The organism is Kribbella sp. NPDC104740, from assembly GCF_055583505.1.
Map to the genome: position 1 here is coordinate 318,887 of NZ_JBVJNV010000004.1, position 25,479 is coordinate 344,365.

The following is a 25,479-nucleotide window of genomic DNA, read 5'->3' on the forward strand; positions in this document are numbered from 1 at the left end:
GGGCAGGCCGGGCGGCGGCGGTAGGCGCTTGGGGCAAGTTGCGCCCGATGGGTACAGGGTGGCCATGGCGACGCGGTGGGCTGGTGCGGTCGCCGTCGTGCAGACGCGGCGGCGGCGGTTGCTGCGCGGTGTCGTCGCGATGCTGGTGTTCGCGCTGCCGGTGGTGCTGCTCGGACTCGCTGTCCGGCAGCAGTTCGACCCGCTGATCCGCGCCGACCAGGCGGCGATCCGCGCGTCGACCGGGTTCAGCATTCGGCACGGGCTGATCCCGCTGCTCACCGTGATCCAGGTCGTCAGCCTGCCGATCTTCGTGTACGCCGTCGCGACCGGCGTCGCGATCTGGACCTGGAAGGCCCGCAATCTCAAGGGCCGCGCGCTCTGGGCATTCGTCACGATGATGGCCGGCTGGGCGATCGGCGGTATCGCGAAACCGATCGCGCAACGGGCCCGGCCGTTGGTCGACGACACGCTCCCGCACGCCGAGGGCTACTCGTTCCCGTCCGGCCACACCCTCAACATCACCCTCGCGGCCGCGGTGATGGTCTTCCTGCTCTGGCCGCTGCTCACCACCACCCAGCGCCGCATCGCCGTCGCGCTCGCGGTCGTCGTACCGGTGATCGTCGGCCTCGACCGCCTCTTCATCGGTGCCCACTTCCCGTCCGACATTCTCGCCGGGCACGTACTCGGCCTGGGCATTATGTTCGCTTCATGGATCGGATTCATCGGCAGGACGGCGTCGACCTCCTCACCCGGACCGTCGCACCCGGCGTAGCCCTCGGCGGCGTGATCATCGGCCTCGGCCTCGCCCTCCAAGGCCCCCTCAAAGCCCTCAGCCACTCCGAGGAAACCGTCAACAAGGACCTCGCGACCGACCGGACCGGCACCTGGAACACCATCACCGCCGTCTGGTCCCAGATCGGCAACACCATCGGCGTCATCGCCGTCTGCATCGTCGTGGCGTCGCTCATCCTCTGGCGAACCCGAGACCTCCGCCTCGCCCTGGTCCCACCGGTTGCGATCGCCATGCAGGGCCTGATCTTCCTCATCTCGGCCAAGGTCGTGGACCGAGACCGCCCCCAGGTGGAAAAACTCGACGCCTCCCCACCCACCGCCAGCTACCCCAGCGGCCACGTAGGAGCTTCCACCGGCTTGTACGTCGCCTTCGCGCTTCTCGCGACCCGCATCGAAACCACCTGGCTCCGCTGGACCACCATCATCGTCTGCCTGGCGATGCCCCTACTCGTGGCGTTCTCCCGCCTCTACCGAGGCATGCACCACGTCACCGACGTCACCGCCGGCATCCTCAACGGCACCCTCTGCGCGCTACTCGCCTACGCCTGGTACCGCCACTGCTCCTCCCGCCGCCGAGCCCGTCGGTCGACGATGGCGTAGATCAACGTGGCGATCAGACAGGCCCAGATGTAGACGTTCGTGAGCATCCGCTCGAAGAACGACCGCTTACCACCGGAGTCGACCACAACCCGCCACAACACCGCACCGAGTTCGGTCCCGATCACCAACAGCACGAACCGCAACACAAACCACCGAACCCACCCCGGGCCCCAGTAGTACAAGCTGTTGATGTCGAACAACTGCCGCATCACACCCGCACGCGGCTCATCCGAGACCGTGACCTCGGATTCCTCCCCTTGCCGTTCCTCCATCAGCAGAGTCTGACAGTGCAGAGGGCCCGCGAGGAGCGTCGATGAGGTGCCCCCGGCAGGATTCGAACCTGCGACGCACGGTTTAGGAAACCGACGCTCTATCCCCTGAGCTACGGGGGCGCACGATGGGACAGCCTAGCGGAATCGGAGGATGGGGGGATGAGTGAGGTGAACTACGCGCCGGTGGGGGCTACGGGGGTGGGGGAAGCGGTGTGGGTGGGGGCGCCGGAGGGGTTTCGGGGGTTTGAGGGGTCGGTGCGGGTGGGGGAGGGGGAGCGGGTTTGGGAGGCGGCTGTTGAGGCGGTGATGCGGTGGGGGGTTAAGACGCGGAGTGGGTTTGGGGTGGAGGGGGCGGAGGTTGCTGTGGTGGGGGAGGACTGTGTGTTGGTGGTAAGGGTGGGGCCGGTTCGGGTGCGGGAGCCGGTTCGGGTGGTGGAGGTGGTGGGGACGCGGGAGCGGTGCGGGTTTGCGTATGGGACACGGGTGGGGCATCCCGTTGTGGGGGAGGAGGCGTTCGTGGTGCATCGGGCGGGGGACGGGGTGGTGTGGTTGACGGTGCGGTCGGTGACTCGGGCTGGGCGGGGGTGGTGGCGAGTGGTGTTTCCGGCGGTGTTGGTGGCGCAGCGGGTTTATCGGCGGAGGTATCTGCGGGCGTTTGAGGGTTTGGGGGTGGGCTGAGCGAGGGGGTTGCGAGGAGTCTCCACGACGGGGTTCAAAGCTAGGGTTGAGGTTGTGGAGATGGCGGATCGGCGGGTGCTGGCGGGGTGGGCTGCGGAGTGTGCGGCGCGGGTGGTGGGGTTGGTCGAGGATTCGCGGGTTCGGGGTGCGGTGGAGGCGGCTGAGGGGTTCGCGGCCGGTGGGGAGCGGACGAAGGGGATTCGGGACGCGGCTTGGGGTGCGTTATCGGCTGCTCGGGAGGTGGGGGATCCGGTGCGGACGGCGGCGGCTCGGGCTGCGGGGTATGCGGCGGGGGCGGCGTACGTTCACGATTTGGTGAGTCCGCATCAGGTCAAGCATGTGCTGGGGCCGGCGGTGCAGATGGCGTTGGCTGAGGAGCTGGCGGCCGGCGCGCCTGAAGTTGGGGAGGATGCGGTGCGGTGGGCGGTGGAGATCGCGCCGGCCGGCGTACGGGGTCTGGTGATTGAGTTGCCTCAGGCAACGTTTGGGAAGAGTCGGGTGGGTGTGCTCAGTCGGCTGCTCGATCAGGGGCTGCGAACAGTGCAGCGTTGAGGAAGTCGGCGCCGAAGGTGCCTTCGCGATCGTCCTGTACGGCGCGGAGCTCGACGGGGGTGAGGGTGGCGAAGGTTTCGCGGAGGTCTTCGAGGGTGAAGGACATGCCGCCGCCGGTGTCGCCGTCGGTGAGGATCTCCTGGTCGGTGGGGGTGTCGACCAGGCCGGTGGCGAAGGTGATGATCGCGAAGCGGGAGCCCGGGTGGAGGAGAGTCGCGAGGCGCTGCAGGTAGGTGAGGCGGCGGTGCGGGGCGATGTGGTGGAAGCAGCCTGAGTCGTAGACGACGTCGAAGGTTCCCGTGGGGAGCGGGTCGCGGAGGAAGTCGAGGGCGGTCAGCTGTACGGCGGGCGGCATCGTCGGGCGGATCGCGTCGAGGAGCGGCGCTGCCAGGTCGATGGCCTCGACGGTTGCGCCCTGGTCGGCGAACCAGCGGCTGTTGCGGGCGGAGCCGCAGCCGATGTCGAGGACTCGCGCATTCGACAGGTCGCCGAGGAGGCCGCGGGCGTGCCAGTCGACGAGGGGCTCGTCGGGGAGCTGTGTGGCCAGGGGGTGGCCGGGCTTGGTGAGCATGGTGGTCCAGAAGTCGGCGGCGGACTTCTGGGAGCGGTCGCCGCGGGTGCTGGAGGCGACAACGGTGTCGAGGAGCTCGAGAAGCTGGTCGAGCGTGTGCAGGCGTGGGGAGGTCACCGGCCGACACTAAGCGGTCGCGCGGTCAGGGCGGCGGCGGGCGCCGGGGAGTTCACCCGGTCAGAGCCCGTACGCCGAGGTGCCCGGCGATCGACTTGTAGCGTTCGGCGTACAAGGTGGTGCAGCGCGAGGCGTTGCAGCCGGAGCCGGCGAAGGCGAGGCCGCGGATGGTGGCGGTGGTCGACGTCGGGCGGGAGTAGACCGGGCCGCCGGAGTCGCCGCCGATGATGGCGATCTGGTTGTTGCGGGTCGCGCGGATCACGTACGTCGTACAGCCGTCGGAGTCGCAGTACTTCGCGCTCAGCGAGCGGACGGTGATGCCGCACAGCGACGTGCTGAACGAGCCGGACTGGCAGACCGAGGCGCCGACCGCGGGGTCGTCGCCCCCCTTGACGGTGCGGGTGTCGGCGGAGTCGCCGGGGCCGTCGGTCCAGATCTTGGCGCCGTACGAGCTGCCGGTGATCAGGGCCTGGTCGTAGTCGGGGTAGTTGGAGCGGACCGAGGTGGTGCCGTAGTAGTTCGAGCCGCTGCGCCAGATCGTGCCGGGGCCGCCGCAGTGGCCGGCGGTGACCGAGGCGCGGGTGTTGTTCGACTTGCGAACCACGGAGAAGCCGGCGGTGCAGTTCTTCAGCGCGGAGGTGATCCGCGCGCCGCCCCAGTGGCCGCCCTTGGGGGTGTCGTTGAAGCGGCTCGTCCGGGCCACGCCGGTCGGGACCGCGTCGACGCCGTCGAGCCCGTCGAGCGCCTCGGCGCTGGCCGGCGACGTGGTCGCGGCGTCGTACTCGACGACGACGTTTTCGCTGGCCGGGTCGAGGTCGGCGGTGAAGGTGGTCTTCGCGGCGTCGGCGGACCAGGCGCGGCCGCCGACGGCCTTCCAGGCGGCGGCGACCGAGCGCGCCGAGCGGCAGCTGCGCTCGACGGTCAGCATCGGCTTACCCGCGGCCGGGACGTTCTTCTGGACGGCGGCCTGGTACTTCTTCTCGTCGACCACTGAGTCGTCGAGCACCACCTTGTACCCGGTCTCCTGCGTGCCCAGTACGCCGATGACGCCGGCGCTCAACCCGTACGGCAGGCCGGACTTCGGGCGGCCGGTCGCGTCCAGCGGCTCGATCGAGCGGACCGCGGCCGAGACCCCTTCGCCGAGGGCCTGGCCGAGCGGCCGGGAGTCCTTGGCGCTGGTCGGCTGGGAGAGTCGCTGGGAGTGTTCGGCGGTCGAGACCGGGTCGTTGTGGTTGCAGACAGCAACCGTCGAGGGAGCCGCCGCGGCCCGGGGGAGCGGAGTGGATCCGGCGGGCAGAGCGACTGCGACGAGTGACAACGAGCCGAGAGCGAGCAGCGGGACGGTTGCTGAGAGTCGCACTGAGCTCCCCTTATCGGTGGACAGGCCTGCGTAGATCCTTCAAGGAAGGACTTCGGATAGTCAAGTGCTGACTACTTTCCGCAAGCAAATACCGCTACCCTCTGCGAGCGTAGATCGCAACTTCACGCCCGTCGCCGGCGTAGAAGCGCAGCGTTTTGTCGTCCGCCGAGATCCGCCGGGCGGCCTGCAGGACAGCCGTGTGCGGTACGGCGTCGCAGTCGATCAGGCGCTGCGGGCCGGCCTTCGCGGTGAACTCGCCGCGCTGGCCGATGGTGAAGGTGCCGCTGATCCCGTTGCAGCCGTCGGAGCCCGTCCAGGTGCCGTCGGAGTTGAAGGTCAGGGACGGGTTGTCCGGCCGGGCCGTCTTCAGTGCGTTGAACCCCTCCAGCTTGAGCGGCTGCCACGTGCCCGCCAGCTTGGACGCGTCCGCGGCCGGCGCGCTGGTGACCGCGGCCGAAGGACTGGCCGCGGCGGGCTGCGAGTCGGTCGAGTCGCGCAGGCCGCCGAGCGCGAACCCGGCACCCGCGATCAGGGCGACCGCGGCGACGGCCGCACCGGTGGCGACGTACGTACGCCGCTGGGCCTGGCGGACGCCGTCGGTGGCCCGCGTGACCAGGTCGGGGGCTGGTGGGACGGAAGCCGCGGCGCGGTCGAACGTCGCGCGCAGGTCTTCCTCGAGCTCGGTGCTGCTCACGGCAACCTCTTCACAGGATGGGTGCGCCCGCGGCTGCTCACGGCAACCGCTCGTCGACGCGGTGGGCCTGCCTCGCCTTCCGCAGCGTGCCGAGCGCTCTGCTCGCCAGGCTGCGGACCGAGGACGGTTTGATGCCGAGCAGGTCGGCGATCGTCCGGTCGTCCAGGTCCTGGTAGTAGCGCAGCACCAGGACGACCCTCTCGCGGGCCGACAACCCGGCCAATGCGCGCCAGAGGTCGTCGGAGTTCACGATGTCGGTGGCGGGGTCGGGCACCGTGCGGTCGGGGTCGAGGTCGGCCGCCGGTGCCTCGGTGAAGGACCGCCGGCGCGTCATCGACAGGTAGGAGTTGACCAGGATCCGCCGGACGTAGGTGTGCGGGTCGTCGGCCCGCTGCACCTTGCGCCAGGACCGGAACGCCTGCATCAGCGCGATCTGGGCCAGGTCCTCGGCGCGCTGGTGGTCGCCGCAGATGGTGAACCCGAGACGGACCAGTTCCTGCCCGCGCGCGGACGCGTACTCCTCGAACTCCACCGGCAACTCCCCGACTGGGCGTACAACACCTCACGACTATTAGACGCATCGAGCCGCACAAGGTGCTGCAGACAATCACGCACAGTTGGATCTCAGCCCAGCAGGAACGCTCTGACCCGAGCCCTTCCGGTCTGGTCCACTTGGCTGCGCTGGACCCCGTGCCCACTCCCCGGTACGACGACAAGCTCCGCCTGACGGGCGTGGTCGCGTTCCCACTCCGCCCACTCGGTCGGGCAGAACAGGTCGTTGCTGCCGTGCAGGATCAGCGTCCGCGGCTGCAGCTCCTGGCTCGCCGGGTACGTCGACGCGCGGGTGGCCGGCCAGCGCAGGCAGCCGTCGACGACCAGCTGGTTGCGCGCGGTGCGTACGTCGTACGGGTGGAGCTGGGAGGGGGTGAGCTTGGCGGCCGCTGCGTTGAGCAGGTTGGTGCGGTCGGCCGCTGGGGTGTCGGGCTTCCAGGGGAAGCGCAGGTCGGAGCAGAGGGTGGCCAGGTGGAGGCCTGCCGACAGTTCGTCGTACGGCGTACCGCGGCTGGTCGCGCGCAGGAACATCTCCTCCAGCGCGGCGGTGTCGCCGTTGCGGGCGTCGTGCAGGACCTTCGGGATGCCCTCGAGCGACGGGTTGACCGAGTTGAGGCTGAGAATCGACAGCGACTCGATCAGGCTGGTGCCGTTCACCGGTGCGCCGTCGAGGCGGCCGCGCTGGACCAGCCAGGCGAGGTCGGCCACCGGGTCCGTCGTACAGGCTGGGTCGCGTTTGCAGGTTGCTGCGAGGACCTCGCCGGTGTGGGCCATCAGGTCGACGCCGAACGGGTCGAAGCCGCGGTGCGGAACGACCGAGTCGAGCACGAGCGAGCGGACGCGGTCCGGGTACTTCAGCCCGTACTGCGCCGCGGTGAAGCTCCCGTACGACGTGCCGTTGAGGGTGAGCTGGTCGCGGCCGAGCGAGCGGCGCAGCAGCTCGATGTCGTCGACGGTGTCGGGTGTGCCGTAGAAGTTGATGCTCGGGCCGAGCTGGCGGGCGCAGGCGTCGACGGCGTTCGCCGGCGGGGTGAGGAAGTCCGATCCGCCGACCGCTGCCTGCAGCTCCGGGCAGTCGATGCCCTTGGCGCCGGTGCCGCGCTGGTCGAACATGACGAGCTGGTACTCACGCAGTACGGCCGGGTCGAGGTACGAGCGGATGCGGGAGACCAGCGGGAGGCCTGGTTGCCCAGGGCCGCCGGTGAGCATCAGGAGTACGCCGCGGGGTGCGTCGGTGTTCGCTGCGGCCGCGACGTTCAGCTCCAGCTTCTGGCCGGTGGGCTTGGAGTGGTCGAGCGGCACGCTCAGCGTCGTACAGGTGAAGCCGGGGATGTTGTCGCACTGCCGCGCGACGTTCGGCGGCGGAGTCTCTTCGGGTGGGTCGGAGCAGGCAGAGCAGACGAGCAGCAGCGCGGTTGCCAGTGCGACCAGCCGCATACGGCCTCCCTGAAGGGCTCCTTGCCGAACAGGGTGCAGGTAACGCGGTGCTGGGGCAAGGCTCTGCCACCCACCTTGCGGGTCGACCCCAGGGGGACCCGCAAGGCGGGCGGGATGACCCCGTCCCGGACGGCTTCGGGGGGCGCGTCCGGTGCAGGGTCAGCGCAGGCCGAGCGACTTCACCAGCTCGGGAGTGGCGGACCGCGGCGCCGGCAGGTCACCGGGCTTGCCCTGGCCCTCGAACGAGGTCGCCACCAGGCGGTGGCAGCCGAACGCCTCGGCCGTGAACGACAGCACACCGCGCTCGTTGTCGGTGAACCGCAGCACGTACGTCGGGCCGAGCTCCTTGGTGCAGAAGCCGGGCTTCTTCGGCTCCGGCTTCGCGGCGTTGACCAGGGCGAACAACGCGGTCGCCTGGCCGGCCATCCGCTTCGTCGTCACCGTCGCGTAGTCCTGCCCGGACGCCTGGGCGTCGTACTGGCAGATCGTCACGCTGACCGGCTGGAACGCCGACTTCGCGCTGCCCTTGCCCCAGACGGCGGCGTCGACGGACTTGCGGATCGCGGTGATCGTCTCCGGGCAGTCCGTGCTCGGTGTTCCGCTGGGGGTGGGCGGGGTGACGCTCTCGGTCGGCAACGTCGGGGTGGGGGTGGGTGTTGCGCTGGGCTGGGCGGCGGGTCCCGAGGAGCCGCTCTCGTCACCGCAGGCGGCGGTGACGGCGAGGACGGCTACCAGTGACGACGCTCCGATCAGGCCCCGTGTCCTTGATGCACTCACGACTCGGTCCTTCCGGGTTGGCAAGGACCACCATGATGGTCGAACCAGGTCTCACAGACCGTGGCAGGAGTGTCACGGAGGCGCGTCTATCCGGTCACGGGCCGGATCGAGTGGCAAAAGCAGCAGAGCTGTAACAGGTGCGCGCTGTTCACCCTGGAGAAATGGGATGATGCCGGGTGCAGCCGGAGGAAGGACGGACGTGGGCAAGAGGAAAGACTCGGCCGAACTCGCACGCCGTGAGCAGGAGGAGTGGCAGCTCGGGCAGGACTGGGCGCGCTTCCTGCGCGGTGGCGGACAGCCGCAGGCGCTGCCGTTGTACGGGATCGTTCTGGAGCCCGGGGAGGTCGCGTACCTGCAGACCTCGGTGCACTACGCGCGGCTGTACGGCGGCGACGGACGCTACAACAGCAGCGGCGGATTCTTCTTCGGCAGCACGGGTTTCGTGCTCGGGATGATGGCCGCGAACGCCGCGGTGAACTCGAGCCGGAAGGCCGCGGCGCGGCGCGACATGCAGCTGCTGTGGCGTGACCTCGAAGAGGTGCAGCTGATCGCGACCAACTACCGGCTGATGACGCATCTGCAGCGGCGCGGGTGGTTGAGCTTCTACTACAACTCGGTGCAGGAGTTCTATCCGGATCCGGCGAACTGGACCGTCACGTTCGGCTTCCAGCAGGCGGAGCCGCTGCAGTTGGGTGGGCTGGCTACTCCTACGTTGTCGGTCTTGACGGCCTGGTCGGTGCTCGGCGCTGAGCGCTGGCAGAGCGAGCCGGGGATCGCGCCGCTGCTGCAGGCGGCGAATCCGCAGGTCGCGCCGGGGCAGGGCGGTCAGGGGCAGATCGAGGGCGGGCAGCAGGGGAACCTGCCGCGGATTCCTGGGCAGGACTGAACGCGGGTTGCTTGCGATGCGGCCGGGAGGGTCGGCAGGGGCTGAGGTCGCTGCGGCCGGAAAGAGAAATCGCAGAGCCAGCTGCTGGATCAGGGGCGATGAAGCCCGAGCCCCGGACACGACGAACCCGCTGCGAGCAGGGCCGCGTTGAGGAAGCCCGGCCTCGGGCCGAGGTGCGTATCTGCTGACGGTCGTGGGCCTGCTGGTGGGCTCCCGTAATCTGGGGGCATGAGTACGCCGTACGAGGACGACGAGCCGCTGTTTCCTGAGCAGACGCGTGACGACGACGCCCGGAGTTGGGGCGAGCGGGACAACGGGAGCGACGACGACGAACGGATCCTGCGCGAGGTACCTCCGCATCATGGTTCGTGAGTGAATCGGTGGCGGCTGGGGTGCTGCTGGTTCACGGGGGACTGTGGGACGGGACCGATGCCGAGATGTTCTGGTATCGGCGGGGGATCGTGGGCGGCCTCGAGGCCGCTGGGTTGACGGTGGTGGCGCCGGATCGGGTGCGGCGGCCGGTGAGTTGGGGGCAGGAGGTTGCTGCGCTCGGCGGGTTTCTGGGGCCTGAGCCGATGACGGTGGTGGGGGCTTCGAACGGGTGCACTGTGGCGGTGCTGCTGGCGCTGGCTTATCCGGAGGCGGTTGGGCGGTTGCTGCTTGCTTGGCCGGCGACCGGTGGGGATCCGGTCGTTGATGCTCGGGGGCGGGCTGGGTTGATGGAGCGCGGGGCTTCGGGGGCGGTGGCTGACGGGTTGTTGGCGGGGGAGACGTTGCGTGGGGTGCTTGACGCGCAGCTGGTGGAGCTGGGGGAGTACCGCGGGCCTTGGCGGCCGGGGATGCCGATCGGGGTGCTGCCTTCGGTGCCGGAAAACCCTTCGCACCAAAGGAAAACGGTGGATGCGCTGCTGCGGTTGATGCCGTCGGCGGTGGAGCTGCCGGGGTTGTTGGAGCCGCCGGTGCCGGGGTTCGAGGCTCAGCGGGATCGGTTGGTGGCGACCGTCGCTGCGTTCGCCGGGGGTGGATGAGCCGCGCTGGTTGACGCCTACGTGTTGAGCCCCGGATAAAGCGTGGTGGTTCGGCGGGGATCACGTGATGCTTGGCGCATGGAGTTGCGGGCGTTCGAGGTGGGGCAGGCTGCGGAGGTCGCGGGGTGGGCGACCTCGGCGCAGGAGGTCGGGCTGCTGTCGGGGCGGAACGCGTACCCGTTCCCGATGGAGTTGGTCGGGAGCTGGCCGAAGGCCGCGGATGATGTGCGGTCGTACCTGTACTACGTGAACGGCGAACCGGTCGGGTACGCCGAGCTGTGGCTGGACGACGAGGAGGACGAGGTCGAACTGGCCCGGATCATCGTGCGACCGGGGTCGCGGGGGCGGGGGATCGGGACGGCGTTCGTGAAAGCGCTGCTGGGTCCGGCGCTGGAGGCTGGGTATTCCGATGTGTTCCTGAGGGTTCGGCCGGACAACGACGTGGCGATCCGGACCTACCGCCGCGTCGGGTTCGAGTACGTGCCGGCCGACCTGGCCGACGAGTGGAACAAGAACCAGCCGGTCGCCTACACCTGGATGCAGTTCCCGACCGTCAGCCAGGTGTAGGCAAGCGGAAGGGCTACTGCTGGCGGGACTTGAGGGCGTCGCGGATCTCGATCAGGAGCTGCTGGTCCATGGTGAGGGGTTCGGGCTCCGGCTCGGGTTCGCCCTTGGCGGCGGCTGCGGCGGCTCGGCGGTCCTGGATCTTCTTCATCGGGACGACGAGGACGAAGTAGACGACCAGTGCCGTCAGGAAGAAGACGATGAAGGCGTTGATGATGGCGGCGAAGTCGATGGTGGACGCCTTGTTGCCGTCGACGATCTGCCAGGTGAGGCCGTCGACGTTGCTGCCGCCGAGGGAAGCGACCAGGGGGTTCACCAGGTTGTCGACGACGGTCTTCACCACGGTGGCGAAGGCGGTGCCGATGACGACGGCGATCGCCAGGTCGAGGACGTTGCCTCGCATCAGGAATTCCTTGAAGCCCTTGAGCATCTCTTTCTGCCTCCACGAGAGGGTCCCGGTGGACCCGCGGCGATCTGTACCTCGTCAACGTAGGACTCTGCTCGGGGACAGGCGAGGGACCGCGCCGGGGGACTGCGGATCGTAGCCGCAGATGTCCGCTCAGTGACGTCCTGGTCAGCTGGTGTCGGGGGTCAGGGCGACGGAGATTTTGCTGTTGGCGGTGGATTGGGCGAGGCGGGCAGCCGTGGTGGGCGTGGTGGCGAGGACCACGAGGGCGCCCGCGGAGCGGGTCGGGGCCGGCAGGGCGAGGATTCGTACGGCGGTCGCCAACGCGGTCGCGGCGGGGGCTGCTGTGGCTGAGGCGGCGTACAGGTCGACGTGGTCGCCGGGGCGGAGCAGCGCGGCGATGTCGGGGTCGTCGAGGCGCAACGGATAGGCGACCAGGCCTGCCGGAACCGCTGTGGGGGTGAGGAAGCGGGCGTCGGTCAATGGCTCACCGGAGCGCACTGGCGTGGCCAGGATGCGTGCGGAGAGGTCGGCGCCTGGTTGCAGGGCTCCGCTGGGGACTGCCGCCGGTGGGAGGCGAAGGGTGCGGAGATCGCCGGGGGCCGGAGTGACGCCGCCGGGGAGGTCGCGGGCGGCGGCCAGGACGGGGGCGGAGGCCGCGGCCGGTGGTGCGAAGGAGGCGAGGCCGAAGTACACGGCGGCCGCCGCGAACAGGCCGGCGAGGAGCCGGCGGTGCCAGCGGGCGGCGCGGATGAGGTCGTGCCAGAAGTTCGTCATGCCAGGGAAAGTACGAGTTTTCCCCGAAACGCCCGTTCAGTTGTCCACAGGCCCGCCCGGGCCGGCGGGGATCAGGCGGCGCTGGTCTTGCTGGAGCCCGACGAGCCCGACGACGAGGAGGAGGACGACGAAGACGACTTCGACGAGTCCGAGGACGACGAGGAGGACGACGAGCTGCTGCCCGACGAGGAGGACGAGGACGACGACGAGTCGGACTTCGCGCTCACCGTGCTCGTGCTCGACGAGCGGCTGTCGGTGCGGTAGAAACCGGAGCCCTTGAACACCACGCCCACGGCGTTGAACACCTTGCGCAGCGTGCCCTGGCAGTTCGGGCAGACGGTCAGGGCGTCGTCGGTGAAGCTCTGCCGGACCTCGAGCGCTTCGCCGCAGTCGGTGCACTGGTACTGGTACGTCGGCACGTTCTTCCCCTTCAGGACGTCTGGCACTCCTACTACTCGACTGCTAATAATGCGTCAGAGCGCCGAAGTATTCCAACTCCGGCGGTCCAGACCGGATTTCGGCCACTTCCGGCAGCCGTGCAACCCAACCACCCCCGGCGAGCGTCTCCACGGTCGTGGGACCACTGGGGAGGGGCCTGGGCAGCGCCGTGCGCGCAGGGGCCGGTCGAGCGCTGCCGGGGGCGGCGGTCTGGGCGGGCGCCGCGGTGCTGCTCGCGCAGTACGGGACGCCGTGGGGCGCAGTCCTGGCGTACAGCGCCTACCTGAGCCTCGGCATCATGCTGCCCGGGGTCCTGCTGTGGCGACTGCTCCGCGGCAACCAGGACGGCTTCGCTTCCGACCTGGCCTTCGGCACCGGCTTCGGGCTCGCGCTCTCGATCCTGACCTACCTACCGGGCCGCGCGATCGGCTTCCCGCTCCTGCCGCTGATCGTGCCGGTCGCGGCGGTCACCACCTTCGGCCTGCTCAAGAAACTCCGACCGTACTGGCGCAGCACGCGCCCGCCGGCACCGCTGTGGTGGAGCTGGTCGGTAGCAGGCGCAGCAGCGCTCGGCCTCTGGGTGATCACCCGCGCCGGTCTCCAGATCGAGCCGATCGCGTTCCCCGACGCCGCCTTCCAGTACGCCGACCTGCCGTACCACCTGGCCCTCGCAGCCGAGCTGAAGCACCACCTCCCCGGCCAGATCCCGTTCGTCCTCGGCGAGCAATTGAACGACCACTGGTTCCTCCACGCCGAGCTGGCCGCGGCCAACTGGCAGACCGGCATCGAACTCGACCTCCTGCTCCGCCGCCTGATGCCGGTGACCGCCGCGCTGGTCCCGATCCTCTCGGTCGCCGCCCTGGCCACCCGGCTCGCCCGCAAGTCCTGGGCCGGCCCGCTCGCGGCCTGGCTGCTTGTGACCGTGACCAGCTTCGACGTCTACGGCTGGGGCGGACGCGACCTGATCAGCCAGGCGGCGTACTCAAGCTCGGCGCTGATGTACAGCCCCACCCACGCCTTCGCCGTGGTCCTGGCGTTCCCGGTGGTCTGGGTGATCGTCTGCCTGCTCCGCCAGGACCAGCACCGCGGCAACTGGCTCCTGCTCGTCGTCGGCCTGGCAGCGCTCGCAGGCACCAAAGCGCCTTTCGTACCGATGCTCGTGGTCGCGGTAGCGCTGGTCGCCGCAGGCAAGTTGATCACCGAGCGGAGGCTCGACCGGACCTCGGCAGGGCTCGGTCTGGCTGTCCTCGCTACGTTAAGTTTCGTCCTGTTCACCACCGGCTCGTCCGGAGTCGCCTTCGGCCCGGGCCAGGCCTTCCGTGCCCTCGCCGGTCAGGTCGGCTTCGAGAGCCGCTACCTGATGGCCGCCGCAGTCCTCGGTACGACGGGCGCCACGCTCCTCGTCTCCTGGTCGCTCGCCGGCCTCGGCATGCTCGGCCTCGCCCGCCGCTGGAAGGACCCGGCCGCAATCCTCCTCGCAGGCTTCGCAGCAGCCGGAGTAGCAGCAGCTGCGCTCCTGAAGCCCAGCCAGCTCGACTTCCTCCGAGCAGCCTTCCCGTTCGCCATCGCCGCCTCCGCCTGGGGACTGACCGTCCTGCTGAAGGACCTCCGCCTCCGCCACATCGGCCCGAGGGTGTTGCTGGCCCTGGGAGTCGGGATGGTGCTGGCGCAGGTCCTGGCGTCTCTGACACCGCGCAGACCGCGCAGCGCACAGGGGGTGGCGGCGGTGGCCTTCCAACTCGTCTGGCCATGGCTGGCCGTCCTCGTGGCGGCAGGTCTGGCGGTAGTCGTGCTGCGATGGACAGCGGAGCGTCGAGTAGCGCTGGGCCTCGGCGTACTGATCGTCCTGGGCGTAGCGGCCGTGAACGTCCCCAAGACGATGCTGACCACCCTCACCGACCAGGTCTGCGTCGCCGGACCCGACCGCCCCGAGTGCCGCCAGGCCAGACGCCAGGTCCCCTCCGGCGGAGCCGAGGCTGCCCGCTACATCCGAGACCACTCAGCCACCACAGACCGGCTCGCCACCAACTCCCACTGCACCCCCGTCTACACCGACCGCACCTGCGACGCCCGCAACTTCTGGCTCTCCGCGTACGCCGAACGCCGGGTCCTCGTCGAGGGCTGGGCCTACACGCCGACCGCCCAGAGCCGCCGGAACGCCGACGCCCTCTACGGCCCGTTCTGGAACCAGCCCCTCCTGCAGCTGAACGACCGCGCCTTCAAGCGGCCGACCCGGCGCGTCCTGGACCAGCTCTGGAACCAGTACGGCGTCCGCTGGCTCGTGTTCGACACCAACCTCGACCGCCCGTCCGGCGAGCTCGACGGGCTGGCCGAGCACCGGTACAGCGTCGGCGCGGTCGCGGTGTACGCGCTGACCGCGCCGACGGACGACCCGGCTAGGCCCGGCGGACCGAGAAGTTCCAGCAGCCCGCGATGACGTTCCGGACGTGCACCAGCGCCACCGCCGGGTCGTCGAACAGCCGCTTCAGCTCACCGGGAGCGGTCCCGGGCTCGGCCAGCACCCCGTCGAGCATCCGCCCGGCGGCGTCGTACGGCCGCAGCACCGCGCGTCGCTCGCGGAAGTCGGCGGGGAACTCCGGCCCGACGAACCCGGGGCACGCCGACGCGTGCACGAACACCGGCCCGACCTCGGCGTACGGTCCGCCGAGCGGTGACGGCCGGTAGGCGATCAGGGTGATCTGCTCACCCTCGGTGGACATCCGCAGGCAGCAGCGCAGCGGTGCGCCCTCCCCGGCGTCGAAGGCGACCAGCGGGTTGCCGTGGTCGTCGTGGCCGTTGCATCGGATCCGGTCCAGATCGGTGGCCGGAACGGGCAGGAACTCGAGCTCGCTGAACATGACTCTGGAACGCCGCGGGCCCCGGCGGTGTGAGTACGCAGCGTTAAGGACCGGTATCAGCATTTGGGGTGCGCGGCGGCATTCTCTACGGTTGGGTCCGTGCGTCGCCTGCTTCGGTTACTCGTCATCAGCGGAATTGCGCTGGCCACCCTGCTGCTCGTGGTGGCCGGGACCGGCATTTTCGTGGTCCGCCACTCCTTCCCCTCCTACGACGGCACGATCGAGCTGACCGGCCTGGACGCCGACGTCGAGGTGGTCCGCGACGGCAACGGCATCCCGCAGATCTACGCCGACAAGCCGGCCGACCTGTTCGCCGCCCAGGGCTACGTCGCGGCCCAGGACCGGTTCTTCGAGATGGACTTCCGCCGCCACGTCACCGCCGGCCGGCTCTCCGAGCTGTTCGGCCCGGACGCCCTGGAGACCGACAAGTTCGTCCGGACGCTCGGCTGGCGCCGGGTCGCCGAGAAGGAGCTGGGGCTGCTCAGCCCGGCCACCCGGCAGTACCTGGACGACTACGCCCGCGGCGTGAACTCCTACCTCGACCAGCACTCCGGCTCCGGGCTCAGCCTCGAGTACGCCGTACTGTCGCTGAAGGGCACCGACTACCGGCCCGAGCCGTGGACGGCGGCCGACTCGCTGGCCTGGCTGAAGGCGATGGCCTGGGACCTCGGCGGCAACATGGAGGCGGAGATCACGCGGACCAAGCTGGCCGCGTCGCTGCCGCCCAAGACGATCGACAGCCTCTACCCGGCGTACCCGTACCAGCGCAACGAGCCGATCCTGACCAGCGGCGCCGTCGACGAGGAGGGCAAGTTCACCACCGCCCCGGTCGACAGCCAGGCGCCGAACCGGGCCATGCTCAGCAAGGAGCTGCTGAAGTCGCTGGACAGCGTGGACAAGGTCGCCAAGGGCCTGCCGCTGCTGCTCGGCCGCGGTGACGGCGTCGGCTCCAACTCCTGGGTCGTCTCCGGCGAGCACACCACCACCGGCAAGCCGCTGCTGGCCAACGACCCGCACCTGGGTGCGACCATGCCGGGCATCTGGACGCAGGTCGGGCTGCACTGCAACAAGTTCAGCCCGCAGTGCCCGTTCGACGTGTCCGGTTTCAGCTTCTCCGGTCTGCCCGGGGTCGTGATCGGCCACAACAGCGCGATCTCCTGGGGTTTCACCAACCTCGACCCCGACGTGATGGACCTGTACCTGGAGCGGTTGTCCGGCAACGGCGCGCTCTACAACGGCAAGGTCGAGCCGCTGAAGCTGCGCACCGAGGAGTTCAAGGTGGCCGGCCGCGAGGAGCCGGAGCGGATCATCGTCCGGGAGAGCCGGCACGGCCCGCTGATCTCCGACGTCGACGACGACGCCGAGCAGGCCGGTGAGCTGGCCGCCAAGGGCAAGAGCACCGAGCCGTACGGGATCGCGCTGAAGTGGACCGCGCTCACCCCGGGCCGGACCGCGGACGCGATCTTCGCGATGAACAAGGCGCAGAGCTGGTCGGCGTTCCGGACCGCCGCGACCCTGTTCGAGGTGCCCTCGCAGAACCTCGTGTACGCCGACAAGGAAGGCCACATCGGCTACCAGGCGCCGGGCAAGGTCCCGATCCGCCGGGTCGGCACCGGCGACTGGCCGGTCCCCGGCTGGGACCCGCGCTACGAGTGGGCCGGGTTCATCCCGTTCCAGGCGATGCCGACCGAGTTCGACCCGGCCGACGGGATCATCGTCACCGCGAACCAGGCCGTCGTCCCGAAGTCCTACCGCTACGACCTGACCAGCGACTGGGACTACGGCTACCGCTCGCAGCAGATCCTGGAGCGGATCCAGGCGGCCGGCAAGCTCGACGTCAACGCGATGACCTCGATCCAGCTGGACACCAAGAACCGCAACGCCGAGACCCTGGTCCCGTACCTGCTCCGGATCGGGATCAACGACGAGTTCGACAAGCAGGGCCAGGACACGCTCAAGGGCTGGGACTTCACCCAGCCGGCCGACTCCGCGCCGGCGGCGTACTTCAACATCGTCTGGCGCAACCTGCTCGCGCTGACCTTCCACGACCAGCTGCCGGAGGCGGTCTGGCCGGACGGCGGCTCGCGCTGGTTCGAGGTGATCCGGAACCTGCTGGTCCAGCCGAACAGCTGGTGGTGGGACGACCTGCGGACGCCGCAGCGGGAGAGCCGCGACGACATCCTGCGCGAGGCGCTGGAGCAGGGCCGCGCCGAGATCACCACCAAGATGGCCCGTGAGCCCAGCAACTGGCAGTGGGGGCGGCTGCACAAGCTGACGCTGACCAACCAGACGCTCGGCAAGTCCGGGATCGGCGTGGTCGACAAGCTGTTCAACCGCGGCCCGTACGAGCTGGGCGGCGGCGCCTCCGTGGTCAACGCGACCGGCTGGGACGCCTCCGAGGGGTACGGCGTGACCGCGACGCCGTCGATGCGGATGGTCGTCGACCTGTCCGACTTCGACAAGTCGCGCTGGATCAACCTGACCGGTGTCTCCGGCCACGCCTTCACCGGCAACTACACCGACCAGACCGAGCTGTGGGTCAAGGGCGAGACGCTGCCCTGGGCGTTCAGCAAGGGTGCGGTGGAGGCCAAGCGCGAGCACACGCTGACCTTCACCAAGCCCGAGCGGTAGCGGCTACTCCAACCCGTAGGCGAACGGCATGGCCCGCCAGTGGCCGACCAGCGGCTCCAGCGCGTCGGCCATGCCGGGCATCTGCGGGGTGAGCGGCAGTACGGCGAGCAGCTGGAGGGCCCGGGCGAGGTTCGCCGCGACCTGGGCCCGCTCGTCGAGCACTGGCCGGCCCAGCTCGGCAGCTGCCTTGTTGTAGACCTCCACGTACTCCGGCGGTACGCCGGCCAGGTCCCACTCGATCGGACCGAGGTTGGCGTCCTCGAAGTCCGACCAGAGCACGCCCTGCGCGGTCGGGATGATGTTGTAGTACGGCGCGTCGCCGTGGATCGCCTGAACCTGCGAGCCCGGGAACGCCTCCTCCCAGGCCTCCCTGGTCGAGCACAGCGGTTCCAGCAGCTCCCACTCGCGCCGGGCCCGGTCCACGTCCCCAGCGGTCAGCACTGGTGTGTCGGCCGACAGCTGCTCCAGCGCCTCCGGTACGGCGTGCGTCACCGGCGCGAACCAGGGCAGCTCAGCCGGGTACTCCGCCAGCAACGCGTGCATCGCCGCAGAGCGGACCACACCCTGCGTGTAGTCCGGCTCGGTCGACTTGTCGTGCTCGACGTACTCCCAGAACGACATCGAGAAGCCGTCGCGCTGCACCGAGCGCCGCGGGACCAGTGGGCTAGGGCGGACCACCAGCTCGCCCTGCTCGTAGATCCACTGCGCTACCTCCAGCTCGCGCTGCTGGCGAGCACCGGCCTGCTCCGGGTCGAGCAGCGAGCCGGGGAGGACCAGCGGGATGCGTGCCACGACCGGCGACGGCTTGAGGTGCACCACCGCCGAGAACACGTCGTACAGGACGGTCGGCTCGGTCACCTCCAGGCCCAGCTCGCGTCCTGCGGCTGCGGCGGTCTCAGCGGCCTGGGCTGCACGTTCCGTAGTCATCCGGCCATCCAACCAGCCGGAGTTGGGTCAGGTCAGCTGGATTAGGCCACTGGGTGTGAGCGCTGCGTGCACCGGCCGGTCGTGCGGGTCGCTCGGCAGGTGGTCGAGGATCTCGCTGTCGAACACCGCAGCCCACACCGGTACGCCGGCCGGCACGCGGGCCAGCGCCCGGTCGTACGAACCGCCGCCACGCCCCAGCCGTACGCCGGTCCGGTCGACCGCCAGCGCCGGGCAGATCACCAGGTCGGCCGTCGCGATCGCCTCCGAGCCCAGGTCCACGCGCGGCTCGGACATCCCCAGCCGGCCCGGGACCAGGTCGGCCGCACCCGGTGCGAGGCCCCAGCCGAGGTCGTTGTCGGCGTACAGGATCGGGAGGAGCACCTCGTGGTCGCCGGCCAGCAGCCAGTCGATCAGCGAACCGGTCTGCGGCTCCGGGCCCTTCGACACGTACAGCGCGACCCGCCGAGCCTGCTGGACCTGCTCGGTCGCCCGGGCGGCGTCCAGCAGCCCCCGACCGGCCGGGAGCGAGCGACGGGCGTCCAGAAGTGACTGCCGCACGGCAGCCTTGGTGGAGATCACCCCTGGATTGTATGAAGCACGCCACTCGACATTCGCGCCCCACACACCGTCCCCTAGGGTTGGGTCATGAGTGAGGCGGGGCTTCAGCAGGCACAGGAGAAGATGCGGGCGGCCGGCGCGGCCGAGGTCGCGATCACGGTCTTCTCGCACTACTACCGGCTGCTGGAGGCGGGGCAGCAGGGCACGATCCGCGAGGACGAGATCGAGCCGGTCGGTGACCTGCCGCACCTGGAGCACCTGGACACCGACGCCGAGGCGATGCGCGCGGCGCTCGCCGAGACCGTGGTGATCAAGCTGAACGGCGGCCTGGGCACCTCGATGGGCGTCACCGGGCCGAAGTCCGCGCTGCCGGTCAAGGACGGGCTGAGCTTCCTCGACATCATCGCCAAGCAGATCCTGGCCACCCGCAAGCAGTACGGCGTACCGCTGCCGCTGGTGCTGATGAACTCGTTCCGGACCAAGGACGAGTCGCTGGCCGTGCTGAGCAAGTACGACGACCTGCCGGTCGACGGCATCCCGCTGGACTTCCAGCAGAACATGGAGCCCAAGCTCCTGGCCGACGACCTGACCCCGGCGGAGTGGCCGGCCGACCCGGAGCTGGCCTGGTGCCCGCCCGGCCACGGCGACCTGTTCACCGCGCTGGTCGCCTCCGGGATGCTGGACACGCTCCGCGAGCACGGCTTCCGGCACGCGTTCATCTCCAACGCCGACAACCTCGGCGCCACCCCGGACGGCCGGATCGCCGCCTGGATGGCCGAGCACGACGTGCCGTTCGGGATGGAGGTCTGCCGCCGGACCCGCTCGGACCGCAAGGGCGGCCACGTCGCGGTCCGCAAGGCCGACGGCCGGCTGATCCTGCGCGACAGCGCGCAGGTGCACCCCGACGACGTGGATTCCTTCCAGAACACGAAGCTGCACACCACGTTCAACACGAACAACCTGTGGATCGACCTGGACCGGCTGGCCGAGCTGATGGCCGGCCACGACGGTGTGCTCGGGCTGCCGATCATCGTGAACCGCAAGACCGTCGACCCGGCCGACCCGAGCTCGCCGAAGGTGATCCAGCTGGAGACCGGGATGGGCACGGCGATCGAAACCTTCGACGGGTCGCAGGCGGTGGTCGTCGACCGCAGCCGGTTCAAGCCGGTGAAGACCACCAACGACCTGCTGGTGCTGCGGTCGGACGTCTACGACCTGGACGAGGCCGGCGACCTGACCACCACGCACCAGGGCGACGAGCCGTACGTCGACCTGGACGGCGACCACTTCAAGATCCTGGCCGACTTCGAGGCGCGGTTCCCGGCCGGGCCGCCGTCGCTGGTCCGGGCGGACCGGCTCGAGGTCCGCGGTGATGTTGCCTTCGGCAAGGACGTGGTGGTGGTCGGGGAGGTCGAGGTGAGCGCGGCCGACGGCGAGCGGCTGGAGATCGCCGACGGCACCGAGTTGCGCGGCTGACCGCCCGACAACCGCGTCGGCTGACCGGGGGACCTGATGGAAGACCTGCTGATCCGGCCGCTGGAGCCGTGGGACACCAACGAGGCGGCGGCGGTCTGGTGGGCCGCCCGGCACGCCGAGGGCTCGCAGCTGCCGCCGGCGATCCACACCGAGCCCGCGGTCCGCAAGTGGTTCGCCGACGTGCTGCTGCCGGACGGGCAGACCTGGGTGGCGCTCGACGACGGCCGGATCGTCGCGGTGCTGACGCTGGACGGTGACGACCTCGACCAGCTGTACGTCGACCCGCCGGTCGCCGGTCAGGGCATCGGCTCCGCGCTGGTCGACCTGGCCAAGGACCTGCGGCCCGGCGGGCTCGCGCTGTGGACGTTCCAGACCAACACCAGGGCGCAGGCGTTCTACAGCCGGCACGGGTTCACCGAAGTACGCCGTACCGACGGCAGCGCCAACGAGGAGAAGGCGCCGGACGTGAGGATGGTCTGGGGCGCACATCCGGAGCGACTAGAGTCGCAGGTGTGAGACGCAGCGTTGACGAGCACCTGGAAGTAGTCCTCGGTAGGGTGCGCGCCCTGCCTCCCTTCGAGCAGCCGCTGATGGAGGCGCTCGGGCTGGTGCTCTGCGAGGACGTGGTGTCCGGCGTGAACCTGCCGGGCTTCGACAACTCCGCCATGGACGGGTACGCCGTACAGACGGCCGATCTGGCCGGGGCGTCGCAGGAGGAGCCGGTGACGCTGCCGGTGGTCGGCGAGATCGCCGCCGGGCGCAGCGAGCCGATCGTGGTGACGCCGGGGACTTGTGTGCGGATCATGACCGGCGCACCGATGCCGCGGGGCGCCGACAGCGTCGTACCGGTGGAGTGGACCGACGGCGGCGCGGCGCAGGTGCGCATCGCTCAGCAGCCGGCGCTCGGAGCCTCGGTCCGCCGGTTCGGTGAGGACCTGAAGGCCGGCGACAAGGTGCTGGACGCCGACACGGTGCTGGGGCCGCGGCAGGTCGCCGTACTGGCTGCTGTCGGTAGGGCTCGGGTGAAGGTGCGTCCGCGGCCCAGAGTGGTCGTGGTGTCGACCGGTGCCGAGCTGCGCGAACCAGGTACGCGGCTGGGCGAGGGGCAGATCTACGACTCCAACAGCTACACGCTGGCCGCTGCGGCGCGGCAGGCCGGTGCGGTGGTCTACCGGGTCGGCATCGTCGACGACGACCCGAAGAAGATCATGGACACGCTCTCCGACCAGCTGGTCCGAGCCGACCTCGTGATCACCTCCGGCGGCGTCAGCAAAGGCGTGTACGACGTGGTCAAGGAGGTGCTGACCAAGCTCGGCACCATCGACTTCCCCGAGGTCGCCATGCAGCCCGGCAAGCCGCAGGGCTTCGGGGTGATGGGCGACGACGAGGTGCCGATCTTCACGCTGCCCGGCAACCCGGTGTCGGCGTACGTGTCGTTCGAGGTGTTCGTCCGGCCGGCGCTGCGCAAGCTGATGGGCCAGATGCCGTACCGGCGGACCAGCGTGCAGGGGGTCTGCCTGGACGGGTTCAGCTCGCCGCCGGGCCGGCGGCAGTTCGTCCGCGCAGCGGCCACCTCCGGCGACGAGGGCTGGATGGCCAGTACAGTCGGCGGGCACGGCTCACACCTGCTCGGCGGGCTGAGCCGCTCGAACGCCCTGATCGTGGTGCCCGAGGACGTCACCTCCGTCCGGGCCGGCGAGCAGGTCGAGCTCTGGCTGCTGGACGAGGAGACCGGATGACGCAGGACCGCCCAGGCGCGGCTGACCACGCCGCGGACGCGGGTGCGGGCGGGTTGACGCACGTCGACGCCTCCGGCGCCGCCCGGATGGTCGACGTCTCGGAGAAGACCGAGTCCGCCCGGCGAGCAGTTGCCTCCGGCAAGGTTTACGTGTCGGCCGAGGTGGTCGAGGCGCTGCGCGGCGACGGCGTACCGAAGGGGGACGCGCTGGCCGTGGCCCGGATCGCCGGGATCATGGGGGCGAAGCGGACGCCGGACCTGGTGCCGCTGTGCCACCCGATCGCGGTCACCGGCGTGAAGGTCGCGCTCGAGGTCGCGGACGACGCGGTGCTGATCGAGGCGGTCGTCAAGACCACTGACCGGACCGGCGTCGAGATGGAGGCGCTGACCGCCGTCTGCGTCGCCGGGCTCGCGCTGATCGACATGGTGAAGGCGCTCAACCCGGCGGCGGTGCTGTCCGACGTACGGGTGGAGACGAAGGACGGCGGCAAGACCGGTCACTGGGAGCGCGCGTGAAAGCCCTTGTCGTCAGCATCTCCAACCGGGCCGCCGCGGGGATCTACTCCGACACCACCGGTCCGCTGATCGCCGAGCGGCTGGCCGAGTGGGGCTTCAGCGTCGACGGACCGCAGGTCGTGCCGGACGGGGCGCCGGTGGGTGAGGCGCTGCTGGCTGCTGTCGATGCGGCGTACCAGGTGGTGGTGACGACCGGTGGGACCGGGATCTCGCCGACCGACGAGACGCCGGAGCGCACCGCCGGGGTGCTGGAGAAGGAGATCCCTGGCATCGCCGAGGCGATCAGGGCCTACGGCATCGCGCAGGGCGTGCCCACTGCAGCGCTGTCGCGTGGTGTGGCCGGTATCGCCGGCAAGACTGTCATCGTGAACCTGCCGGGCTCGCGGGGCGGGGTCAAGGACGGACTGGTGGTGCTGGAGCCGCTGCTGCGGCACGCTGTCGACCAGGTCGCCGGCGGTGACCACGTCCGGACGGACGACGACTGATGGCGGTTGTCCACTGGCCGGTGGAGCTGCAGCACGGACAGGTTGGGCTGCGACCGCTGCGGGCCGGTGACGGCGCCGAGTGGAGTGCAGCACGGCAGCGCAACATCAGCTGGCTGCGGCCGTGGGACGCCACCCAGCCGCCGGGTGCCGACGACGGTGCGCGGACGTTCCGGGCGATGGCCCGCGACTGGAACCGGCAGGCCAGGCACGGGCGGATGCTGCCCTTCGTCATCACGTACGGCGGTGCGGCGGGCGCCGGTGCGCGCGCCAGGTGGCCGCTGGTCGGGCAGCTGACCGTCTCCGGCATCACCTACGGCTCAGCTCGCTGGGCGAACCTCGGCTACTGGGTCGACGAGCAGTACGCCGGCCGCGGCATCGTCCCGACCGCGGTGGCGATGGCGGCCGACCACTGCTGGTTCACGCTCGGGCTGCACCGGCTGGAAGTCGCCATCCGCCCGGAGAACAAGGCCAGCCTGCGCGTCGTCGACAAGCTCGGCTTCCGGTACGAGGGGGAGCGGCCGCGGTTCCTGCACATCGACGGCGAGTGGCGCGACCACCGGATCTTCGCCCTGAACGCCGAGGAGGTCGGGCCCGGTCTGGTGGCCCGGCTGACCTGATCACGCTCCGTGGTTGTTCACACCAGTCACACGAGTCTTCTTGCGACACACCGTCCCACGTACCCGACCTGACCCGCCCGTGGTCTTAGCGTCGTCGCATGGGGACGACAGGGCTGATCTACGTGGCGATCGTCGCCGCTTGGGCTGCCTATCTCGTCCCGATGATGCTGAAGCGCAACGACGAGGCGAGCAGGCGCCGCTCGGCGGAGGCGTACTCGTCGTCGGCCGCGCGCGTGCTGTCACGGACCGACGGAGGCTACGCCGTACGGCCGCCCGGTGCCGGTGTCACCACACCGGCCGGGACCACCGTGACCGGTACGTCGGTGCACGGCGCGACGGTGACTGCCACCGGTACGCCGCTGGCCGAGCCTCCGCCGCCTCGATACGTCCCGAACCGAGCCCGCCGGGTGGCCGCTATGCGCCGCCGGCGGGTGCTGTCGATCCTGACCCTTTCACTGCTGTCGATGACGGCGCTGGCCGGGCTCGGGATCCTGCTGTGGTGGAGCGTGTCGATCCCGGTCGCGCTGATGGTCGCGTTCGTCGTACTGACCCGGGTGCAGCTGCGCCGGCAGGCGCGCGAGCGTGCCCTGGTCCTGGCCGAGCGGAAGGCCCGCGCGGCCGCCCGCCACGACCGCGGCCCGGCCGTGGCGCCCCCGTCGTCGCCGGACAACGAGATGACCGTCGAGGTCAAGCTCCCCGACACCGAGCCGCCGAAGCCCGAACCGAAGCCGATCTCCTCCGAAGGCCTCTGGGACCCGGTGCCCGTCACCCTCCCGACGTACGTCCTGAAGGAGAAGGCCCCCGACCGCACGGTGCGCACGATCAACCTGTCCGGCCCCGAGGTCTTCTCGTCGGCCCGCATCGTCGAGCCCGAGCCCGTCGCGCCCCCGATCGTCCCCGACGAGGTCGCCGAGGAGCCGGTCGTCGAGCCCGAGATCAAGCGCGCGGTCGGCGACTGATCCCGGTTTCATATCCCGACCTCGACCGTGTTAGAGTTTCGCGGTCGCAAGGAACACCGAGCGATGTGGTCTGGGGCTGTGGCGCAGTTGGTAGCGCGTCTCGTTCGCAATGAGAAGGTCAGGGGTTCGAATCCCCTCAGCTCCACCCAGGGAAAAGGTCCTCTCCGATGCCGGAGAGGACCTTTTGCGTTGTCCGGGTTGTTGCTTCGGGCA

At 70.1% G+C, this 25,479-nt stretch carries 30 protein-coding genes and 2 tRNA genes; 18 read left to right on the forward strand and 14 right to left on the reverse strand.

Annotated features, from left to right (window positions below; genetic code table 11):
• Positions 1-64: 64 nt before the first annotated feature.
• Both ACZ6Z4_RS22530 and ACZ6Z4_RS22535 read left to right on the forward strand, forming a co-directional pair.
• Positions 65-772 carry a phosphatase PAP2 family protein gene (locus ACZ6Z4_RS22530; protein WP_465567733.1) on the forward strand — a complete coding sequence of 236 codons (708 nt, stop codon included), beginning with the start codon at positions 65-67 and terminating at the stop codon, positions 770-772.
• The gene (locus tag ACZ6Z4_RS22535; protein WP_363665571.1) at positions 709-1,392 is read left to right on the forward strand and encodes a phosphatase PAP2 family protein; all 684 of its coding nucleotides are present in this window, start codon (positions 709-711) and stop codon (positions 1,390-1,392) included. Before ACZ6Z4_RS22530 ends, ACZ6Z4_RS22535 begins: the two co-directional genes overlap by 64 nt.
• On the opposite strand, the gene ACZ6Z4_RS22540 is transcribed toward ACZ6Z4_RS22535, so the two are convergent.
• Positions 1,332-1,664 carry a hypothetical protein gene (locus tag ACZ6Z4_RS22540; protein WP_465567736.1) on the reverse strand — a complete coding sequence of 111 codons (333 nt, stop codon included), beginning with the start codon at positions 1,662-1,664 and terminating at the stop codon, positions 1,332-1,334. The genes ACZ6Z4_RS22535 and ACZ6Z4_RS22540 overlap by 61 nt on opposite strands.
• Before the next feature lie 47 nt (positions 1,665-1,711).
• Positions 1,712-1,784 (reverse strand) — tRNA-Arg (locus tag ACZ6Z4_RS22545).
• A 39-nt stretch (positions 1,785-1,823) separates the two neighbouring features.
• Here ACZ6Z4_RS22545 and ACZ6Z4_RS22550 point away from each other — a divergent pair.
• Positions 1,824-2,342, forward strand: a complete 519-nt coding sequence (locus ACZ6Z4_RS22550; protein WP_465567739.1) for a DUF1990 family protein — start codon at positions 1,824-1,826, stop codon at positions 2,340-2,342.
• A 60-nt stretch (positions 2,343-2,402) separates the two neighbouring features.
• Positions 2,403-2,894, forward strand: a complete 492-nt coding sequence (locus tag ACZ6Z4_RS22555; RefSeq protein WP_465569257.1) for a putative immunity protein — start codon at positions 2,403-2,405, stop codon at positions 2,892-2,894.
• Here the strand turns inward: ACZ6Z4_RS22555 and ACZ6Z4_RS22560 are convergent.
• The 6 genes from ACZ6Z4_RS22560 to ACZ6Z4_RS22585 all read right to left on the reverse strand — a co-directional run bounded on the left by ACZ6Z4_RS22560 (position 2,851) and on the right by ACZ6Z4_RS22585 (position 8,402).
• A complete protein-coding gene (locus tag ACZ6Z4_RS22560; RefSeq protein WP_465567742.1) occupies positions 2,851-3,582 on the reverse strand; it encodes a class I SAM-dependent methyltransferase in 732 nt (243 codons plus the stop codon). The genes ACZ6Z4_RS22555 and ACZ6Z4_RS22560 overlap by 44 nt on opposite strands.
• A 52-nt stretch (positions 3,583-3,634) precedes the next feature.
• Positions 3,635-4,942: a S1 family peptidase gene (locus ACZ6Z4_RS22565; RefSeq protein ID WP_465567745.1), complete on the reverse strand. Its 1,308-nt coding sequence runs from the start codon at positions 4,940-4,942 to the stop codon at positions 3,635-3,637.
• 94 nt (positions 4,943-5,036) lie between these two features.
• Positions 5,037-5,636 carry an META domain-containing protein gene (locus ACZ6Z4_RS22570; protein ID WP_465567748.1) on the reverse strand — a complete coding sequence of 200 codons (600 nt, stop codon included), beginning with the start codon at positions 5,634-5,636 and terminating at the stop codon, positions 5,037-5,039.
• A gap of 37 nt (positions 5,637-5,673) precedes the next feature.
• Positions 5,674-6,168 (reverse strand): SigE family RNA polymerase sigma factor, encoded by a 495-nt coding sequence (locus ACZ6Z4_RS22575; protein ID WP_465567751.1) that lies wholly within the window; start codon positions 6,166-6,168, stop codon positions 5,674-5,676.
• 92 nt (positions 6,169-6,260) lie between these two features.
• Positions 6,261-7,625, reverse strand: a complete 1,365-nt coding sequence (locus ACZ6Z4_RS22580; RefSeq protein ID WP_465567754.1) for an alpha/beta hydrolase — start codon at positions 7,623-7,625, stop codon at positions 6,261-6,263.
• 159 nt (positions 7,626-7,784) lie between these two features.
• Positions 7,785-8,402, reverse strand: a complete 618-nt coding sequence (locus tag ACZ6Z4_RS22585; RefSeq protein ID WP_363665562.1) for a hypothetical protein — start codon at positions 8,400-8,402, stop codon at positions 7,785-7,787.
• 199 nt (positions 8,403-8,601) lie between these two features.
• Here ACZ6Z4_RS22585 and ACZ6Z4_RS22590 point away from each other — a divergent pair, with 199 nt between their 5' ends.
• The 4 genes from ACZ6Z4_RS22590 (at position 8,602) to ACZ6Z4_RS22605 (ending at position 10,883) form a co-directional block, all read left to right on the forward strand.
• Positions 8,602-9,288, forward strand: a complete 687-nt coding sequence (locus tag ACZ6Z4_RS22590; protein ID WP_465567758.1) for a hypothetical protein — start codon at positions 8,602-8,604, stop codon at positions 9,286-9,288.
• Between the two features lie 228 nt (positions 9,289-9,516).
• Positions 9,517-9,660, forward strand: coding sequence for a hypothetical protein (locus tag ACZ6Z4_RS22595; protein WP_465567761.1), 144 nt, complete (start codon positions 9,517-9,519; stop codon positions 9,658-9,660).
• A complete protein-coding gene (locus ACZ6Z4_RS22600) occupies positions 9,657-10,316 on the forward strand; it encodes an alpha/beta fold hydrolase (protein WP_465567763.1) in 660 nt (219 codons plus the stop codon). Before ACZ6Z4_RS22595 ends, ACZ6Z4_RS22600 begins: the two co-directional genes overlap by 4 nt.
• A 78-nt stretch (positions 10,317-10,394) precedes the next feature.
• A complete protein-coding gene (locus tag ACZ6Z4_RS22605) occupies positions 10,395-10,883 on the forward strand; it encodes a GNAT family N-acetyltransferase (protein ID WP_465567766.1) in 489 nt (162 codons plus the stop codon).
• 13 nt (positions 10,884-10,896) lie between these two features.
• On the opposite strand, the gene mscL is transcribed toward ACZ6Z4_RS22605, so the two are convergent.
• The 3 genes from mscL to ACZ6Z4_RS22620 form a co-directional block, all read right to left on the reverse strand.
• Positions 10,897-11,310 carry a large conductance mechanosensitive channel protein MscL gene (mscL, locus tag ACZ6Z4_RS22610; RefSeq protein WP_465567769.1) on the reverse strand — a complete coding sequence of 138 codons (414 nt, stop codon included), beginning with the start codon at positions 11,308-11,310 and terminating at the stop codon, positions 10,897-10,899.
• Positions 11,311-11,454: 144 nt separating this feature from the next.
• Positions 11,455-12,063 (reverse strand): CpaB family protein, encoded by a 609-nt coding sequence (locus ACZ6Z4_RS22615; protein WP_465567772.1) that lies wholly within the window; start codon positions 12,061-12,063, stop codon positions 11,455-11,457.
• A gap of 71 nt (positions 12,064-12,134) precedes the next feature.
• Positions 12,135-12,482, reverse strand: coding sequence for an FmdB family zinc ribbon protein (locus ACZ6Z4_RS22620; RefSeq protein WP_465569258.1), 348 nt, complete (start codon positions 12,480-12,482; stop codon positions 12,135-12,137).
• A 188-nt stretch (positions 12,483-12,670) separates the two neighbouring features.
• Between ACZ6Z4_RS22620 and ACZ6Z4_RS22625 the strand changes: the two genes are divergently transcribed.
• Positions 12,671-14,938, forward strand: coding sequence for a hypothetical protein (locus ACZ6Z4_RS22625; protein ID WP_465567776.1), 2,268 nt, complete (start codon positions 12,671-12,673; stop codon positions 14,936-14,938).
• Here the strand turns inward: ACZ6Z4_RS22625 and ACZ6Z4_RS22630 are convergent.
• Positions 14,898-15,359, reverse strand: a complete 462-nt coding sequence (locus ACZ6Z4_RS22630) for a DUF1203 domain-containing protein (protein ID WP_465567779.1) — start codon at positions 15,357-15,359, stop codon at positions 14,898-14,900. The two genes, ACZ6Z4_RS22625 and ACZ6Z4_RS22630, sit on opposite strands and share 41 nt — an antisense overlap.
• 99 nt (positions 15,360-15,458) lie before the next feature.
• Here ACZ6Z4_RS22630 and ACZ6Z4_RS22635 point away from each other — a divergent pair, with 99 nt between their 5' ends.
• The gene (locus ACZ6Z4_RS22635) at positions 15,459-17,990 is read left to right on the forward strand and encodes a penicillin acylase family protein (protein ID WP_465567781.1); all 2,532 of its coding nucleotides are present in this window, start codon (positions 15,459-15,461) and stop codon (positions 17,988-17,990) included.
• 3 nt (positions 17,991-17,993) lie between these two features.
• On the opposite strand, the gene ACZ6Z4_RS22640 is transcribed toward ACZ6Z4_RS22635, so the two are convergent.
• Positions 17,994-18,917: a phosphotransferase gene (locus ACZ6Z4_RS22640; protein ID WP_465567784.1), complete on the reverse strand. Its 924-nt coding sequence runs from the start codon at positions 18,915-18,917 to the stop codon at positions 17,994-17,996.
• 27 nt (positions 18,918-18,944) lie between these two features.
• A complete protein-coding gene (locus tag ACZ6Z4_RS22645) occupies positions 18,945-19,496 on the reverse strand; it encodes a 5-formyltetrahydrofolate cyclo-ligase (protein WP_363665552.1) in 552 nt (183 codons plus the stop codon).
• A gap of 66 nt (positions 19,497-19,562) precedes the next feature.
• On the opposite strand from ACZ6Z4_RS22645, the gene ACZ6Z4_RS22650 reads away from it, so the two are divergent.
• From ACZ6Z4_RS22650 to ACZ6Z4_RS22685, 8 genes are all read left to right on the forward strand, one after another.
• Positions 19,563-20,951 carry a UTP--glucose-1-phosphate uridylyltransferase gene (locus ACZ6Z4_RS22650; RefSeq protein ID WP_465567788.1) on the forward strand — a complete coding sequence of 463 codons (1,389 nt, stop codon included), beginning with the start codon at positions 19,563-19,565 and terminating at the stop codon, positions 20,949-20,951.
• Between the two features lie 36 nt (positions 20,952-20,987).
• The gene (locus ACZ6Z4_RS22655; protein WP_465567791.1) at positions 20,988-21,467 is read left to right on the forward strand and encodes a GNAT family N-acetyltransferase; all 480 of its coding nucleotides are present in this window, start codon (positions 20,988-20,990) and stop codon (positions 21,465-21,467) included.
• The gene (gene glp, locus ACZ6Z4_RS22660; RefSeq protein WP_363665549.1) at positions 21,464-22,690 is read left to right on the forward strand and encodes a molybdotransferase-like divisome protein Glp; all 1,227 of its coding nucleotides are present in this window, start codon (positions 21,464-21,466) and stop codon (positions 22,688-22,690) included. Before ACZ6Z4_RS22655 ends, glp begins: the two co-directional genes overlap by 4 nt.
• Entirely contained in the window at positions 22,687-23,205 is a 519-nt protein-coding gene (moaC, locus tag ACZ6Z4_RS22665; protein WP_465567794.1) for a cyclic pyranopterin monophosphate synthase MoaC, read from the forward strand. Before glp ends, moaC begins: the two co-directional genes overlap by 4 nt.
• On the forward strand, positions 23,202-23,690 hold the full coding sequence (locus ACZ6Z4_RS22670) for a MogA/MoaB family molybdenum cofactor biosynthesis protein (protein ID WP_465567798.1): 489 nt from the start codon (positions 23,202-23,204) through the stop codon (positions 23,688-23,690). The genes moaC and ACZ6Z4_RS22670 overlap by 4 nt, the downstream gene beginning before the upstream one ends.
• The gene (locus ACZ6Z4_RS22675; RefSeq protein WP_465567801.1) at positions 23,690-24,307 is read left to right on the forward strand and encodes a GNAT family N-acetyltransferase; all 618 of its coding nucleotides are present in this window, start codon (positions 23,690-23,692) and stop codon (positions 24,305-24,307) included. The genes ACZ6Z4_RS22670 and ACZ6Z4_RS22675 overlap by 1 nt, the downstream gene beginning before the upstream one ends.
• A gap of 98 nt (positions 24,308-24,405) precedes the next feature.
• The gene (sepX, locus tag ACZ6Z4_RS22680; protein ID WP_465567805.1) at positions 24,406-25,266 is read left to right on the forward strand and encodes a divisome protein SepX/GlpR; all 861 of its coding nucleotides are present in this window, start codon (positions 24,406-24,408) and stop codon (positions 25,264-25,266) included.
• Positions 25,267-25,338: 72 nt separating this feature from the next.
• Positions 25,339-25,411: transfer RNA gene (locus ACZ6Z4_RS22685), tRNA-Ala, on the forward strand.
• The last annotated feature ends 68 nt before the right edge of the window (positions 25,412-25,479 follow it).